Source organism: Paenibacillus sp. CFBP13512 (assembly GCF_005233705.1).
GTDB lineage: Bacteria > Bacillota > Bacilli > Paenibacillales > Paenibacillaceae > Saccharibacillus > Saccharibacillus nuruki.
This window is the reverse complement of the sequence record NZ_QGAD01000002.1, coordinates 182422-197974: the sequence shown is the minus strand read 5'-3', so window position 1 is coordinate 197974 and position 15553 is coordinate 182422. Positions and strand designations below refer to the sequence as shown.

Below are 15553 nucleotides of genomic sequence, written 5' to 3'. Positions count from 1 at the left end.
TGTAATCTGGAATGGAGGTTTACACCGATGACGTTGTTATTAGAAATGAAAAATATAACTAAAAAATACGGCGATTTTACCGCTAATCACAATATCAATTTCGATGTCCGTAAAGGTGAAATTCATGCCCTCGTGGGTGAAAATGGTGCAGGTAAAACCACCTTAATGCGTATGTTATACGGTATGGAAGAACCGACTTCTGGTAGCATTATGATCAATGGTAAAGAAGTTCATTTTCATGATCCATCTGAAGCGATTCGGCAAGGGATTGGCATGGTACATCAGCATTTTATGTTATTTCCAAGTTTTACACTGGCTGAAAATATCGTGATCGGTGGAGAACCAAAGCGTAGTGGATTATTCGACCGCAAAGCGGCGGCAGATAAAGTGAATGAACTCGGACAAATGTATGGTATGCCTGTTGATCCGTGGCGCAAAGCAGGAGATTGTCCTCTTGGTGTGCAACAACGAACTGAAATTTTGAAAGTATTATATCAAGGCGCAGATGTGATTATTCTGGATGAACCTACAGGTGTACTGACGCCTAGTGAAGTGAAAGAATTATTACAGTCGATTAAACGTCTGGCTGCGCAAGGGAAAAGCTTTATTCTAATTACTCACAAACTACATGAAGTCATGGAAGCAGCAGACCGGATTACAGTGCTACGTGATGGTGTGATCACCGGACATATGGAATCCAATACGACCGATGAAGAGCAGATTTCTCGTCTTATGGTTGGACGTGATCTGATTCCAATGAGCAGAGTAGCGAATGAACCGGGTGCATCGGTGATGCATGTGCAAAATGTAACACTTGCTGGAGCCAAAGGCTCTAAGCCCTTACTAGATAATGTCACGCTAACTGTACGTCAAGGTGAAATTGTAGGGATTGCAGGCATTTCAGGTAACGGACAATCTGAATTGTTGCAGGTTATATCAGGGCTTGTTCAGCCAGATAGCGGAATTGTAGAGCTTAATGGGAAAGATGTCACCGGAGATTCAGTGCGGGCGATCAGAGAGCAAGGCATGGCTCATATTCCAGAAGATCGGTATATGTGGGGAGCTTCGCGTGAAGCAACTGTACTGGATAATGGCTTAATGGGGCATCAACATCAGTACAAAAAAGGCGGTCTTATTCAAAGCCATAAACTTCGTAAAGTAGTTAGTGGATGGGTAGAACGTTTTGCAATCAAAACAGGATCACTGGATACTCAAGCTCAATTTCTATCCGGTGGTAATCTACAGAAGTTAATTGCCGCCCGTGAATTTGCCCAAAATAAACCGTTTTTGATTGCAGCGGAACCCACTCGTGGGGTTGATGTAGGCGCAATGGAGACGATCCATGGTGAACTGCTTGCCAAGTGCAAAGCAGGCGATGGTATTTTGTTAGTCTCTTCCGAGTTAACCGAGATTCTTAAATTATCTGATCGTGTGCTGGTGATGTATGAAGGTGCGATTGCAGGCGAATTATCTGCCGCAGAAGCCACCGAAGAGCAGATCAGTCTATTAATGGCAGGAGGGAAGCGCCAACTATGACCAGACTCAAACGAAATCTATTTGCGCTTCTACAACCGATTATCGCTGTGATTATCGGTTTGCTTGCAGGAGCGATAGCCATAGTCTTACTAGGCGATTCCGTAATTGATACTTATGCTGAAATGTGGAATGGTGCGTTCGGAAGTTTTTACTTTTTAACCAATACATTAACCCGGGCAACACCGATTATTTTAACAGGATTGGGTGTTGCGCTTGCTTTTCGAGCGGGATTTTTCAATATGGGTTCTACCGGACAGATGGTACTGGGTGGACTCGCCGCAGCGATTACCGCTCTATATCTACCCGGACCGGGTTGGATGGTATTGGTGGTATCTCTCGTTGTAGGGATGGCAATCGGTGGATTATGGTCACTATTTGCAGGTTATATGGATGCCAAATTCGGTATTAACTTGTTGATCTCTACCTTGTTATTGAACTATATCGCTTCATTATTTGCTGGCTATATGGTCGCTTTTCCGTTGAAAGATCAAAGTGGTTCAGCAGCAATGGCGCAGACACCTATGATTGATAAAAGTGTCTGGTTACCCAAATTATTTTCCGGTATGAGTCTACATGCTGGCTTTATTCTAGCGATAGTAGCAGCAATAGCATTGTACATCTTTATACAAAAAAGTGTATCCGGTTATGAGATTCGGATGCTTGGAAACAATCCTTTTTTTGCGGCTTATGGTGGAGTGAAAAGAGGGCGGATGATGGTCGTAGCGATGTTAACCAGTGGAGCACTGGCTGGACTAGCAGGCGCAGGCGAAGTACTCGGTACCCAGCATCGCTATCTAGATGGTGCACTTGCTTCCGCAGATTATGGATGGAGCGGAATTATGGCGACACTGTTAGCTTCTTCTAATCCGTTAGGAACAGCGGTAGCAGGTATCTTACTGGCGGCATTACAGACAGGTGCGATGGGTGTAGAACGTAATACCAATGTACCTTTAGAAGTAGCTAGCGTTATTCAAGCGGTATTGACGCTATTTGTATCGGCTCGGTTTGGCTATGCGTTCCTCAAACGCAGAAAGGAGAAGAAATAATGGATCAGTTATTCGATGTGTCTCTATTTAATTCCATGTTGCGTATTGTGACGCCAATTCTTCTCGCTGCTCTGGGTGGAGCCATCTGTGCTCGGGTTGGACTGTTTAATGTAGGTTTGGAAGGTCTGGTACTGGTTGGAGCCTTTTCTGCAATACTAGGTAATCATTTGCTTGGCAATGTGTGGTTGGCTATTATTTTTGCGATTTTATGTGTCATGTTATTCTCGCTGATCTTTGCTTATATCAGTATTAATCTGAGGGCAAATGTAATTGTGGTCGGGATCTCGATGAACTTTTTAGCCGCAGGATTAACAACATTCTGTCTACGAGCGATCTTCGATGTGAAAGGCGCTTATTACGATAAAAATATGATGGGCTTGCCGAAATGGGATATTCCGGTGATCAAAGACATTCCGGTATTAGGTGGCATTATATCCGGTCATTCACCACTTGTATATTTAGCTTTTTTTGCCGCTATTCTTATGCAAATTTATCTATTCAAAACGGTTAGTGGATTCCGCTTACGTGCCGCAGGTGAAAATCCTGTTGCTGCTCAAAGTCTGGGTATTCCTGTGCGTCGTATTCAATATGGAGCCGTATTAATGTCAGGTGTATTATGCGGTCTAGCTGGAGCGCAATTATCGCTTGGACAGGTAACTATGTTTACAGAAGGCATGACTGCAGGACGTGGATTTATCGCGTTGGTGGCGACGATGTTAGGTCAATCCAATCCAATTGGTGTAGTTGCATCAAGTCTACTGTTTGGCTTTATGGATGCATTTAGTATTCGTCTACAAGGTTTTGCTTTACCTGCTCAATTTACACAAATGTTACCGTATATTGTGACACTGGTCGCGATGTTCTTTTTCAAAGATCGTAGTTATCTCAAAGATGCTCAACGAGCCAACGGAAGCTCGCGTTAATTTGAAATGAAAAGGAGAGAATAGTTTGAAAAATAAAGCAGAACGGATCAAAAATGCTAAAGTTCCTTTTTCCAAAAATCTATTAGCAGAACAAGCCGATCGCTTGCCACCCGGACAGTTTTTAACAGACACGTTTCCGATTCTTCATGAAGGTGATGTACCGAATGTGGATACAGACACATGGCAGTTGAAAATATTTGGCGAAGTGGAGCAAGAACAGATATTGTCTTATGCTGATTTGCAAGCTTTGCCCAAGTCACAGATGACGAGCGATATTCATTGTGTGACCCGTTGGTCGAAATTTGATACGCTGTGGGAAGGGGTACGTTTTCGTGATCTGTTAGACGTATTGCAAGTCAAGCCAGAAGCAAAATATGTTATGGTACATGGCGGTAACGATTACGAGACCAATGTTCCACTGGCTGACCTATTGTCTGAACATGTATTGCTAGCGTATCATTATGATCATAAGCCACTGACACCCAAGCATGGATATCCTGTGCGTCTAGTGGTACCGCATTTGTATTTTTGGAAAAGCGCCAAATGGATAACAGGACTTGAATTTATGAAAGAAGACCGCCCCGGATTCTGGGAGCAAAACGGTTTTCATAATGAAGCTGATCCGTTTGCCGAACAACGTTTCTCTGGTGAAGCTTTGCCGATACCGGAAGATGAATGGACAAAAAAGGAGTTTGATTAATTCAATGTTAATGCCTATTTTGCAAATCAATAGTGAAGATGTACCTGAATACGCCATTGTCTGTGGTGATCCTAAGCGTGCTGCTCATATCGCTTCATTGTTAGACAATACACGGGAATTAGCATTTAGTCGTGAATATCGTAGTTTTGTCGGTACACGTGATGGGATCGAACTTGCTGTTGTAAGTCATGGTGTAGGTTCTCCTGGAGCAGCGGTTTGTTTTGAAGAATTGATTCGTGCGGGTGTCAAAACCATTATTCGTGTAGGGACAGCAGGTTCATATTCTGCGGATCATCCAGCAGGTAGCTTGATTGTCAGTACAGCGGCAGTCCGTACAGACGGCTTAACTCGTCAGCTCGTTCCTGAAGCGTTCCCGGCTGTAGCAGATAGCGAGGTTACCGAAGCGCTATATCAAGCGGCACGTCAAAGTGAGGGCATTGTACAAAAGGGAATTACAGTTACACTGGATGTCTTTTTCAACGGAGTCGAAGAATTTCCACATAAAAAGTATAAACAAGCAGGCGCTTTAGCTGTTGAAATGGAAATTTCAGCACTATACATTATCGCCTCACTACGTGGTATTCGTGCAGGAGCAATTGTAGCTCTAGATGGTTATGCCGATGCCGATCTAGCTGAAGAATATGATCCTAATACAGATACAGTTGCAAATGCTGTTCAACGTGAAATTGAAGCAGCGATTCAAGCAACCGTACAATTAGCAAAACGTGCATAAATGATGAATGATTATTCGTAGAATATGTCAATATAGTATGAAGAAAACCTGTATCTCGTATAACGAGTGCAGGTTTTTTTGGTATTATTTAGGGTTAAATTGTCAATCGTTGTACATACGCTAACAATTAGATTGACAAAACATTTAACCATCCCTATTCTTATTAAATGAATATGATAATCATTATCATGTTTGATAGATAAGAGAGAAAAGGGGTTTTATTATTGAAGTCATTTTATTCTAAAAAATCAGTTACACCGATCATGATCGTATTGGTTGCTATTCTTCTGGTCGTAGCTGGATGCAGTAGCAATCAGAACAGTACAACTGCAACGGATAACAAAGCGGTTCCCAAATCAATCACCATGTCATGGCCTCGTGATATCGGAACAATGAATCCGCATACATATAATCCTTCTCAATTATTCGCCCAATCCATGCTGTATGAGCCGTTGGTCAGCTATCAATCCAATGGGAAGCTAACACCGGCATTAGCGAAGTCGTGGGATATTTCCAAAGACGGTAAAGTCTATACATTTCATTTGCGTCCAAATGTGAAGTTCTCAGACGGGACTCCGTTTAATGCTGACATCGTAAAGAAAAACTTTGATGCAGTTTTAAAGCATAAAGATACACATAGCTGGTTAGGAATTGTAGGTGTGATTGACCAGACAGAAGTGGTGGATGACCATACGTTCCGCTTAACATTAACTGAACCTTATTATCCTGTACTGCAAGATTTATCGGTTGTACGTCCATTCCGTTTCTTAGGTGCAGCTGGATTCCCTGATAACGGTGATACTGCTGAAGGCATCAAAGAACCTGTTGGAACAGGACCGTGGTTACTTTCAGAATATAAGCAAGATGAATATGCTGTGTTTAAGCAGAATCCGAATTACTGGGGAACGCTTCCTGACGTCCAACAAGTTACTATCAAAATCATTCCTGATGCAGAGACACGGGTCGCTGCTTTTGAAAAAGGTGATCTTGATCTGATCTATGGTGAAGGTGTAATCAGTCTGGATGCATTCAATCAACTTCGTGAAAATCAAGAGTATACCACTCAGTTATCTGAACCTGTAGGTACACGTAGTCTATTGTTAAATTCATCTAATCCCAAATTGGCGGATATTAGAGTACGAACGGCGCTTAATCAAGGATTCAATAAAAAAGATATGGTCGAAGGCATCACTTCTGGTTTAGAAGAACCTGCGGATTCGATATTGTCCAAAAACTATCCGTATACCAATATTGATCTCAAACCGGTCACATATAATGTAGCGTCATCTCAAGCTTTACTGGATGAAGCTGGTTGGAAATTGCCAGCAGGTGGAACCGTACGTGAGAAAAACGGGGAACTCCTAGAATTTGAATTGATTTATGACAAAACAGACCCTATTCAAAAAGCGATGGCAGAAACGATTCAAGCGGAATGGGGAGCATTAGGCGCTAAAGTCAATCTTTCCGGTCTAGAACTGACGGTACAGATCAAGCGCTTAAAAGCGAACGATTTTGATTTGTATTTCTGGTATAACTATGGTGCACCTTATGATCCTCATTCATTTATTAATGTAGTAGCAAGTCCCGGGTTTGGTATTTCGGAGACGCTTAGTGCTGTACCGAATAAAAAAGAATTGGATCAGCAGATTCGTGCCACATTATCTTCAACAGATGAGACCAAGCGTCAAGAATTGTATCGTTCGATTTTGACAACATTACAAGAACAATCAGCGATCGTACCTATTTCGTATATTAAGAAAACAGCAGTTTATCATAAAAATATTGCCCAATTCGTATTCCCGGCTAACCGTGATGAGAATCCATTCTCTGGGATTACATTGAATGCCCAATGATTGGTTATATCGGTAGACGAATCGTCGCTATTGTACCGATCGTTTTTATCGCTACACTGATTACATTTGCTTTAATTCATATTTCGCCTATTGATCCAGCCGAAGCTTATTTGACAGCCGCTCATATCTATCCGACAGATGAATTGTTACAGCAGAAAAGGCATGAATTTGGACTGGATCGTCCGTTACTTGTGCAATATGTCCATACCTTAGGGAATATCGCTACCCTTGATTTTGGCAAATCATATCTAACCAATCAACCTGTCTGGAATGAAGTGGTCTCCAAGCTTCCTGCTACTGCTGAATTAGCCTTTTGGAGTATGTTATTTTCAGCATTAGTCAGTATTCCACTAGGAGTATTAGCCGCTGTCTACAAAAACAGTTGGATCGATATGTTAAGTCGTATTATTGCTTATCTCGGTGCTTCGATTCCGCAATTCTGGCTAGGTTATCTATTGATCTTCTTCTTCGCGGTAAAGTTAGACTGGTTACCTGTAGAGGGACGTGGGGATTGGAGAAATCTAGTATTGCCAACAATGACATTATCTATGGTGCTAATCGCAGTATACACAAGGCTGTTACGTGCAAGTATGCTCGATCAGCTTCAAGAAACATATGTACAATATGCACGAATGAGAGGACTGCGAGAACGAGTCATTATGTTAAAACATGTTCTCAAAATGGCAATCATGCCTCTGATTAGCGGAATGGGCATCAATTTAGGCAAGTTGTTAACTGGAACCATTATTGTAGAGCAGGTATTTTCATGGCCTGGATTCGGTCGTTACTTTGTAGAAGCGATCTTTAATCGGGATATTCCGGTTATTCAATGTTATATCTTTTTTGCCGCTTGTTTGTTTATTCTATGCAATTTGTTGGTGGATCTAGTGCAATTGTATATGGACCCGCGAATTTCATTGAAAGGACGGGCGAAACGTTGATCAAAAGATGGAAAGCTATATTTTTAGGGCAAAAGGCGATTATGATCTGCTCTATACTGATTATTATTTTTTTTGGAGCTGCATTGTTAGCGCCATGGATTGCTCCTCATGATCCGATAAAAGTAAATTTGTTGCAAAAGCTCAAAGACCCTTCAGCAGAACATCTGCTAGGTACCGATCATCTAGGAAGAGATACCTTATCTAGACTGTTGTACGGTGCACGTATCTCTCTTGGATTTGCAACGGTGATCTTCATATCTTCTTTAGGCATTGGCCTTATTATAGGCGCATTGGCTGGTTATATGGGTGGTTGGATCGACAGTATATTGATGCGTCTGTGTGAAGGAATTATGGCTTTTCCCAATCTGGTACTTGTGCTCGGAGTGGTGGGAATCTTCGGCCCCGGACTGATGCAAGTATTGCTGGCACTGATGTTAGTACAATGGGTATATTATGCAAGGGTTTGCCGAAATATGGTCGTTAGTTTGAAGCAACAAAACTTTATAACCGCCGCACGTATTAGTGGATCTTCTTCATGGAAAATCATTTACAAACACATTATTCCTAATATACAGCGACCTATTATTGTGATCGGTACATTGGAAATGGGCTGGGCGATTATGGATATCTCTGCTCTTTCTTTTCTAGGGCTGGGTATACAACCTCCTCATGCAGAATGGGGCGCTATGATTCATGAAGGAACCAGCTATATTCGTAGTCATCCTGAATTAATGATCTATCCCGGTATGTTTATTCTTGCAGTCGTGGTGACTTTTAATATTCTCGGTGAAGCTTTGTCAGAAAAATACGGGGTCAAAAGACGTTAATCGTGCATAGCGGTATACAGAAGGAGGCACATATGACAGCGGGCACAGATCATGTATTAGAAGTGGAACATTTACAAGTACAACTGAAGTCAAATACAGGTCTTATCCCTTTACTGGAGCCGCTTCACTTTAAACTTCAAAAAGGACGTATTCTTGGGATTGTTGGTGAAAGTGGTAGTGGTAAATCGTTAACCTGTCATGCTATTTTACGCTTACTTCAACCACGACAGATGGAATGGTCAGGTACGGTTCGGCTCAATGGACGTGATCTGGGGACTTTGTCAGATAAAGAAATGCGAACGATACGTGGCAAAGAAATAGGATCTATTATGCAAAATCCTATGAATGCTTTTACCCCTGTCTATACGATTGGATCGCAATTTGTAGAAACATTACGTACTCACACTCGCATATCCAAGCAACAGGCGATACAGCAAGCTATCGAAGCGTTAGCCAGTATGAATCTTCCTGATCCGCATAAGTTGTTGAAAAAGTATCCATTTCAACTAAGTGGAGGAATGTTGCAACGAGTGATGATCGCTATCTCAATGTGTCTCAAACCGTCATTGCTTATTGCAGATGAACCGACTACAGCGCTTGATGTTGTGAATCAGTTGCAAGTTCTGCGTGAACTGGATCGACTTCGTTATGAATGTGGAACTTCAATAGTACTGGTATCTCATGATCTTGGTGTTATTTCTCAATTGGCTGATGAAGTGGTTGTGATGTACAAAGGACAGATTGTAGAGCAAGGAGAAGTGGCTCAGATCTTTGACCAACCTCAACATGAGTACACACAGATGTTGCTTCGGTCACGTCCAACAGCGATTATAGATCGTTTGTCTTCTTCAACACCTATTGAATTGTAGACGATAAAGGAGGGGACGACTTGTTAGAAGTAGCCAATATCAGCCATCAGTATGCGAATCGTAATCATTGGTTGCGCCGAACACCACCTACTCCCGTATTAAATAACATCTCTTTCACTTTAGAAAAAGGCTGTTGTCTGGGTCTGCTTGGGATGAGTGGAGCAGGTAAAAGTACACTGGGCAACATTATACTGGGTCTGGAAAAGCCGACACAAGGACAGATTTTATTTGAAGGTCAGGATCTATATCGTGTGAATACACCCACACGTCACCGCATACGACGGGACTTACAGGTTGTTTTTCAAGATTGTTATTCTGCGGTGAACCCATTGATGACAGCTGCACAGATTATTGGTGAACCGCTAGATAATTACGAGAAGCTGACATCTGTACAACATAAGCAACGAGTGACGCAACTGCTGGAGCAGGTTGGACTTCATGCTGAAGATGGTAACAAGCGTCCTCATCAGTTTAGTGGAGGGCAGTTGCAAAGAATCAATATCGCTCGAGCCATTGCACTGAATCCCAAGTTAATCGTGTTAGACGAGTCGGTGAGCAGTCTAGATATGGTCAATCAAATGCAGATTTTATCTTTATTAGCTGAATTGAAAAAAACGCATCAATTATCGTACTTATTTGTCACTCATGATATTCGAGCAGCTATGACAATCTGTGATCGTGTGATGGTAATCGATCAAGGTGAACTGGTCTATCAAGATGATATGCACCAATCCATGATGCAATCGAATCATCCGGCTGTGCAAAAGTTAATCGCTGCGATTTTGCCTGAACATCCGTCAGAGCGTATTGTATTTGACCATCAAGTGTAAGAAAGATCAATCAGCAATAAAGAGTACAGAATGAATATAGATAGAAGAGGTCACTTTTTCGTTATGATTGCGAAAGAGTGGCCTCTTTTTTTAAATAAAGAATGATAGGGAGAACACAAAGTTAATCGTTGCAAGCACTTCTAATTAAAGCGTTTTCTTAATAATTGATTTGAGTTATATTAGATCATATGAAGATTGTTCAGGGAATGGATCTGGAGGGAATATCGAATTATGCGTAAAATGCTGTTGATCTATATGATTTTGATCGGCGCTCTGATTATTTATATTATGCAATATCGATTAGACGAGAAATCTGCGGCTTGGACAGAGCAGGGATTAAAGGGGAATATTGACGAAAATTATGTCATGGTTACTTTCCAATCAGGCATGGAATACTGGAAAAGTGGACTCAAAGGATTTGAGGATGCCGCTGAAGCACTAAATGTATCGGTTGAATACCGTGGAGCAACTCAATATGATGCTCGTGAGCAAGCGCTTGTCTTGGATCAGATTATCGCCAAAAAGCCCGCAGGAATTGCTATCTCAGCTATCGATTCACCAGCTCTTGTAAAGTCAGTTAATAAAGCGGTAGATGCAGGTATTCCTGTCGTGATGTTCGATGCAGAAGCTTCGGGCAGTAAAGCGTACTCTTTTCTGGCGACAGACAATACCAATGCAGGCACGACAGCTGCTGATCAAATGGCAAAATTAACGAATCATCAAGGCAAAATAGCGATTATCACGTTAACCAATCAACAAAATCATAAAGAGCGTACACAAGGATTTGAACAAGAAATAAAAAATCGCTATCCTCAGATGAAGATTATTGCAGTAGAAAATCATGAAGGAGATGCCGTCAAAGCGGAACAGATTACGACCCAATTGCTACGTCAATATCCTGATCTCAAAGGTATATTTATTACCGAAGCGACCGGAAGTTATGGGGTAGGACGAGCGGTAGAACAGTCTGGACGTACAGGTTCAAGTAAGCCTGTCATTATTAGCTTTGATACCAATAAAGAAACGTTAGATATGATCAAGTCAGGTACAATCAATGCCACGATCGCGCAAGGAACATGGAATATGGGGTACTGGTCGCTACAATACTTATTTCATTTGCATCATGGATTAACGGTTCCTGCTCGCTCGCTAAGTGGAATTGTATCCCCTGTACCTGTTCGTGTAGATACCGGAATCTCTGTGGTTACTCAAGAAAATGTGGCTGATTATTATGCGAAATAAATGGATACGTCGATGGTTACAAAAAGATTGGCGGTACTGGCATCCTGAAAATTTACCTTTGCGCCATCAATTAATCGTTTTGTTTCTGATGGTAGGTATTTTGCCTGCTATTTTACTAGGTATCATGGTGAACTGGACATCCAATCAAATTATTGAGCGTCAGGTAACTGCCAATACGATGCAATTAATTAACAAAGTCAACCAAACGTTAGATACTTACATGGAAAATATGCAAAGTATCACTTATCTGATTAGCTTTGACCGTAATGTCGATCAATTTCTAGCCGGTCAATCGTTAAACAAAAATGATGCTTCCGATACATCAACCTATCAGATTCGACAGTTTTTACAAGGATTCACTACTGTTTATTCTGAGATTGCAGGGATCTTAATTGTAAATACCAAAGGCGATTATATTAGTAATGAACTGTACGCTAGATATAATCGTAGTCTGACGCAAGAAGAATGGTATCAACAAGCGATCAAGCAAAAAGGGATTTTTACCATTATCGGACATCCATCCGGTCGTAATATTACCAGTCATGCTAATTATGGTGAGGATGAAGTAGTCACAGTCGTACGTTCAATCAATGACCCCACAACAGGTAAAGTGAAAGGGGTTATTTTGATCGATCTCAAATTAAGAGTCATTGCTCAAGCCGCCAAAGATGTCACTCTTGGCAAAACAGGATATCTGATGGTAACCGATCCGAGTGGACATGTTATCTATGCACCATCAGATACTTTTATGCAGAGTATTCCTGCGAAGTTGGCTGCTTCCTTGCGCCAGTCTGAGAATGTATTTACAGAAGAAATACAAGGACAGCAATTGCAATTTATTTATCGGACATCATCATATACCGGTTGGAAAACAGTAGGCGTTTTTCAATTTAGTGAATCCGTCGCCGAAGCGCGCAAGATTCGCTTTTATATCGTTATTTTTCTATTTTGTGTGTGCTTTACAGGGCTTACTGCTTCATATGGATTAGCCAGCTCAATTTCTAGACCGATCTATCGACTGTCTTCGTTAATGCAAAAAGCGGAATCAGGAGATATGACGTCTCGTTATATCAGTAATCGGCGAGATGAAGTTGGAATGCTGGGTCGTAGCTTCAACCGGATGATGAATGAGATTCGTAATCTTATCTCACTGAATCAGCAAAAAGAGCAACAAAAACGAGAAGCTGAATTACGTAGTCTACAAGCTCATATTCGTCCACATTTTCTATACAATACATTAGACACTATCCATTGGATGGCGCAAAAGAAAGGTGCAGATGATGTATCAAGTATGGTCGATGCACTATCCAAACTTTTCCGTATTGGACTAAGTCGTGGTAGTGATATGATCACCCTTGCAGAAGAAGAACAGCACATCGTCAGCTATCTCCAAATTCAGAAAACTCGTTATCGTGATCGACTGCAATATGATATCGATATACAAGAATCTGTTCATAACGTATATGTGATGAAATTATTGCTACAACCCATTGTAGAAAATGCAATCTACCACGGCATCAAAGCCAGACGTGGCCCTGGAAAAATTCATATTTCTGCTGAACAACAAGAAGATAAATTAGTCTACACGATCAGCGATGATGGTGCAGGATTTAGTGAAGAACGATTGATTCAGATACAGCACCAACTGGCTGAACCGCTCGCATGGATCGGACAACAAGGCCCAGAACCGACAGGTAGCTACGGACTATTAAATATTCAAGCCCGTATCCACCTCGCCTATGGAACAAGCTACGGTGTCCAAATCTGTCCACGCCCAGAAGGCGGCACAACCATCCAAGTCACCCAACCACTGTTATGGAATATGCCCAGCGCTTGGCACCAGAAGCGCGACCAAGTCCAATGAAAAAATGATTTTTGCAAAGCAAAATATCTTACAGTCAGCGCTTGGCACCAGAAGCGCGACCAAGTCCAATGAAAAAATGATTTTTGCAAAGCAAAATATCTTACAGTCAGCGCTTGGCATCAAAAGCGCGACCAAGTCCAATGAAAAAATGATTTTTGCAAAGCAAAATATCTTACAGTCAGCGCTTGGCATCAAAAGCGCGACCAAGTCCAATAAAAAAATGATTTTTGCAAAGCAAAATATCTTACAGCAAGCGCTTGGCATCATAAGTGCGACCAAGTCCAATAAAAAGTGATTTTTGCAAAGCAAAATAGAAAGTAAAGGAGACGAGCATAAATGAGTGCGGTATATAACGTATTGATCGCTGATGATGAGCCGATTATTCGTGAAGGGATTCGAGATTGCGTCGATTGGAACAGTCTGGGGATGATCGTTACCGCAGAAGCAGAAGATGGAGAAGAAGCATTAGAAATGGCGATGGAACAGCATATTGATATTTTGCTTGTGGATATGAACATGCCTTTTTTAGATGGGATTTCGCTGATGAAGCGATTACGTACTGAACGACCACATTGCCGATTTGTGATTATTACCGGACATGATGAATTCAAATATGCGCAAGAAGCGATTCGGTTAGGGGTCAAAGATTATATTCTCAAGCCTGTTGATCCTCTTCATCTGTATGATGTACTTCACCATATACGCACAGAAATGAACGGCTCTTTACATCAAGAACAATATTTGAAGTTAGCGACCGATCAAATACAGAAAAATACGTCATTGTTGCAAGAACAGTTTTGTCTGGATTGGTTAAGTGGCAGACTTCATCATGATGAGATTAAGCAACAGTTATCCTTTTTGCATTTACCCGTAAGATTACCGGATACATTGACATTAATTCGCTGGTCTGGTCATGCCGAAGGAAGACCGATGCTCAAAGAACAAGATAAACAATTAATGCTGTTTGCGATTGGCAATATTGCTGCTGAACTGCTACAGCCTGCTCCGCTTGTCATTTGTAGAGAATCATCAGGATTACTGGTGATCTGTACATGGAATGTGGAGCAAGAACATGATGATTCCCCATCGATCCATCAATATGAGCAACAAGCCGATGAGATGATGACTGCGGTGAAAGACTATATCGGTCTACATGTTCAGGTACATCTACAACCTGTAGCTAAAATAGAGCAAGAGATTCATGTCGAAGATAGGCTAACCGATCTTTCTGTCTATTCAGAACCATCTGTAGATTACAGTCAAGTGATGACACATGCTTACCGACATGCCAAATTACAATTGGATGGTCAATCTCGCTTATCTCCATTGGTGAGACGCGCAAGAGACTATATTCAATCTCATTATCATAATCCCGAGTTAACCTTGGAAAAGTTAGCAGAAGTATTGCAAGTATCTCCCACATATCTAAGCCGTCTGATGAAGCGTGAACTAGGTCATTCTTTTATCCATGTACTGGTACAAGTTCGCATACAAAAAGCAGTCCATTTGCTCAAAGAAACCGATCACTCTATTTTAGATATTGCACTTCAAGTAGGTTATGATTCACAACATTATTTCAGTACGGCTTTTAAAAAAATGATCGGCGTATCGCCTAATCAGTATCGACGTGAAAAAGTAGAGAATCAATGAAAGAGCTACTCAATCATAGTAAGCCAAAAGACCTTCTGTATATGCGTTGAAGGTCTTTTGGCTTTTTCTAGTTTTCGGATAATGGTAAAGTTTTTATTTTTCTTTCACCAGTTGAATAACCACTCCATACGGATCTTCGACAATAGCATACGCTGTGGAAAATAAGTTCGGCGCAAGTGGAATAATAATACGGGTCTGCGGATGCTCAATAAGTCGATTGTACAATGTACTGATCTCTTCTTGGGAAGCAGAAGTAATACATAATGAAAAGTTGGTACCTACGACTAATTGCTTGGCATCACTCATTAATTCATCTGCGATCATCAACTGACTGCTGCCGATATTTAATACAGAATGAGCGATCCAATCGTTCTCGCTTGCTGGATACGTATACGTAGGGTCTAGCCTTTCTGTAATTTCTTGATTGGTAATGCAGAATACAACTTGTGCTTGAAGATGATTTTGGTAAAAAGAGATAGCTTCTTTGGCTTTACCATGTAGAGATAAAAACGTGCTTACTTTTAATTGAGACATAGGTT

General features: G+C 41.4%; 15 protein-coding genes. 14 read left to right on the top strand and 1 reads right to left on the bottom strand.

What is annotated here, in order from left to right; all coding sequences use genetic code 11:
• The first annotated feature begins 27 nt into the window (after window positions 1-27).
• The 14 genes from PaeCFBP13512_RS03230 (at window position 28) to PaeCFBP13512_RS03165 (ending at window position 15014) form a co-directional block, all read left to right on the top strand.
• Window positions 28-1536 (top strand): ABC transporter ATP-binding protein, encoded by a 1509-nt coding sequence (locus PaeCFBP13512_RS03230; protein ID WP_193555932.1) that lies wholly within the window; start codon window positions 28-30, stop codon window positions 1534-1536.
• A complete protein-coding gene (locus tag PaeCFBP13512_RS03225; RefSeq protein ID WP_137221117.1) occupies window positions 1533-2582 on the top strand; it encodes an ABC transporter permease in 1050 nt (349 codons plus the stop codon). Before PaeCFBP13512_RS03230 ends, PaeCFBP13512_RS03225 begins: the two co-directional genes overlap by 4 nt.
• Entirely contained in the window at window positions 2582-3505 is a 924-nt protein-coding gene (locus PaeCFBP13512_RS03220; protein ID WP_137221115.1) for an ABC transporter permease, read from the top strand. Before PaeCFBP13512_RS03225 ends, PaeCFBP13512_RS03220 begins: the two co-directional genes overlap by 1 nt.
• A gap of 25 nt (window positions 3506-3530) precedes the next feature.
• The gene (locus tag PaeCFBP13512_RS03215; RefSeq protein ID WP_137221113.1) at window positions 3531-4205 is read left to right on the top strand and encodes a sulfite oxidase-like oxidoreductase; all 675 of its coding nucleotides are present in this window, start codon (window positions 3531-3533) and stop codon (window positions 4203-4205) included.
• 4 nt (window positions 4206-4209) lie between these two features.
• Entirely contained in the window at window positions 4210-4938 is a 729-nt protein-coding gene (locus PaeCFBP13512_RS03210; RefSeq protein WP_069326650.1) for a nucleoside phosphorylase, read from the top strand.
• Between the two features lie 263 nt (window positions 4939-5201).
• Entirely contained in the window at window positions 5202-6791 is a 1590-nt protein-coding gene (gene nikA, locus PaeCFBP13512_RS03205) for a nickel ABC transporter substrate-binding protein (protein ID WP_137221433.1), read from the top strand.
• Window positions 6788-7732, top strand: coding sequence for a nickel ABC transporter permease subunit NikB (gene nikB / locus PaeCFBP13512_RS03200; RefSeq protein ID WP_137221111.1), 945 nt, complete (start codon window positions 6788-6790; stop codon window positions 7730-7732). The genes nikA and nikB overlap by 4 nt, the downstream gene beginning before the upstream one ends.
• Complete coding sequence (gene nikC, locus PaeCFBP13512_RS03195) at window positions 7729-8559, top strand: nickel ABC transporter permease subunit NikC (RefSeq protein ID WP_137221109.1); 831 nt, start codon at window positions 7729-7731, stop codon at window positions 8557-8559. Before nikB ends, nikC begins: the two co-directional genes overlap by 4 nt.
• Before the next feature lie 32 nt (window positions 8560-8591).
• Entirely contained in the window at window positions 8592-9428 is an 837-nt protein-coding gene (locus PaeCFBP13512_RS03190; RefSeq protein ID WP_137221107.1) for an ABC transporter ATP-binding protein, read from the top strand.
• 20 nt (window positions 9429-9448) lie between these two features.
• Window positions 9449-10258, top strand: a complete 810-nt coding sequence (nikE, locus tag PaeCFBP13512_RS03185) for a nickel import ATP-binding protein NikE (RefSeq protein ID WP_137221105.1) — start codon at window positions 9449-9451, stop codon at window positions 10256-10258.
• A 231-nt stretch (window positions 10259-10489) separates the two neighbouring features.
• Window positions 10490-11500, top strand: a complete 1011-nt coding sequence (locus PaeCFBP13512_RS03180; protein WP_137221103.1) for a substrate-binding domain-containing protein — start codon at window positions 10490-10492, stop codon at window positions 11498-11500.
• Complete coding sequence (locus tag PaeCFBP13512_RS03175) at window positions 11490-13364, top strand: cache domain-containing sensor histidine kinase (protein ID WP_137221101.1); 1875 nt, start codon at window positions 11490-11492, stop codon at window positions 13362-13364. The genes PaeCFBP13512_RS03180 and PaeCFBP13512_RS03175 overlap by 11 nt, the downstream gene beginning before the upstream one ends.
• Before the next feature lie 4 nt (window positions 13365-13368).
• Entirely contained in the window at window positions 13369-13659 is a 291-nt protein-coding gene (locus tag PaeCFBP13512_RS03170; RefSeq protein WP_137221099.1) for a hypothetical protein, read from the top strand.
• Between the two features lie 41 nt (window positions 13660-13700).
• Entirely contained in the window at window positions 13701-15014 is a 1314-nt protein-coding gene (locus tag PaeCFBP13512_RS03165; RefSeq protein ID WP_069326643.1) for a response regulator transcription factor, read from the top strand.
• A 93-nt stretch (window positions 15015-15107) separates the two neighbouring features.
• Here the strand turns inward: PaeCFBP13512_RS03165 and PaeCFBP13512_RS03160 are convergent, their stop codons facing one another.
• Window positions 15108-15548 (bottom strand): VOC family protein, encoded by a 441-nt coding sequence (locus tag PaeCFBP13512_RS03160; RefSeq protein ID WP_137221097.1) that lies wholly within the window; start codon window positions 15546-15548, stop codon window positions 15108-15110.
• Between the last annotated feature and the right edge of the window lie 5 nt (window positions 15549-15553).

Bases quoted from the DNA above. Each gene is read 5' to 3' on its own strand.
- PaeCFBP13512_RS03230 (WP_193555932.1), top strand. From the start codon at position 28: ATGACGTTGTTATTAGAAATGAAAAATATAACTAAAAAATACGGCGAT.
- PaeCFBP13512_RS03225 (WP_137221117.1), top strand. From the start codon at position 1,533: ATGACCAGACTCAAACGAAATCTATTTGCGCTTCTACAACCGATTATC.
- PaeCFBP13512_RS03220 (WP_137221115.1), top strand. From the start codon at position 2,582: ATGGATCAGTTATTCGATGTGTCTCTATTTAATTCCATGTTGCGTATT.
- PaeCFBP13512_RS03210 (WP_069326650.1), top strand. From the start codon at position 4,210: ATGTTAATGCCTATTTTGCAAATCAATAGTGAAGATGTACCTGAATAC.
- nikA (WP_137221433.1), top strand. From the start codon at position 5,202: ATGATCGTATTGGTTGCTATTCTTCTGGTCGTAGCTGGATGCAGTAGC.
- nikB (WP_137221111.1), top strand. From the start codon at position 6,788: ATGATTGGTTATATCGGTAGACGAATCGTCGCTATTGTACCGATCGTT.
- PaeCFBP13512_RS03190 (WP_137221107.1), top strand. From the start codon at position 8,592: ATGACAGCGGGCACAGATCATGTATTAGAAGTGGAACATTTACAAGTA.
- PaeCFBP13512_RS03180 (WP_137221103.1), top strand. From the start codon at position 10,490: ATGCGTAAAATGCTGTTGATCTATATGATTTTGATCGGCGCTCTGATT.
- PaeCFBP13512_RS03175 (WP_137221101.1), top strand. From the start codon at position 11,490: ATGCGAAATAAATGGATACGTCGATGGTTACAAAAAGATTGGCGGTAC.
- PaeCFBP13512_RS03170 (WP_137221099.1), top strand. From the start codon at position 13,369: ATGATTTTTGCAAAGCAAAATATCTTACAGTCAGCGCTTGGCACCAGA.
- PaeCFBP13512_RS03165 (WP_069326643.1), top strand. From the start codon at position 13,701: ATGAGTGCGGTATATAACGTATTGATCGCTGATGATGAGCCGATTATT.
- PaeCFBP13512_RS03160 (WP_137221097.1), bottom strand. From the start codon at position 15,548: ATGTCTCAATTAAAAGTAAGCACGTTTTTATCTCTACATGGTAAAGCC.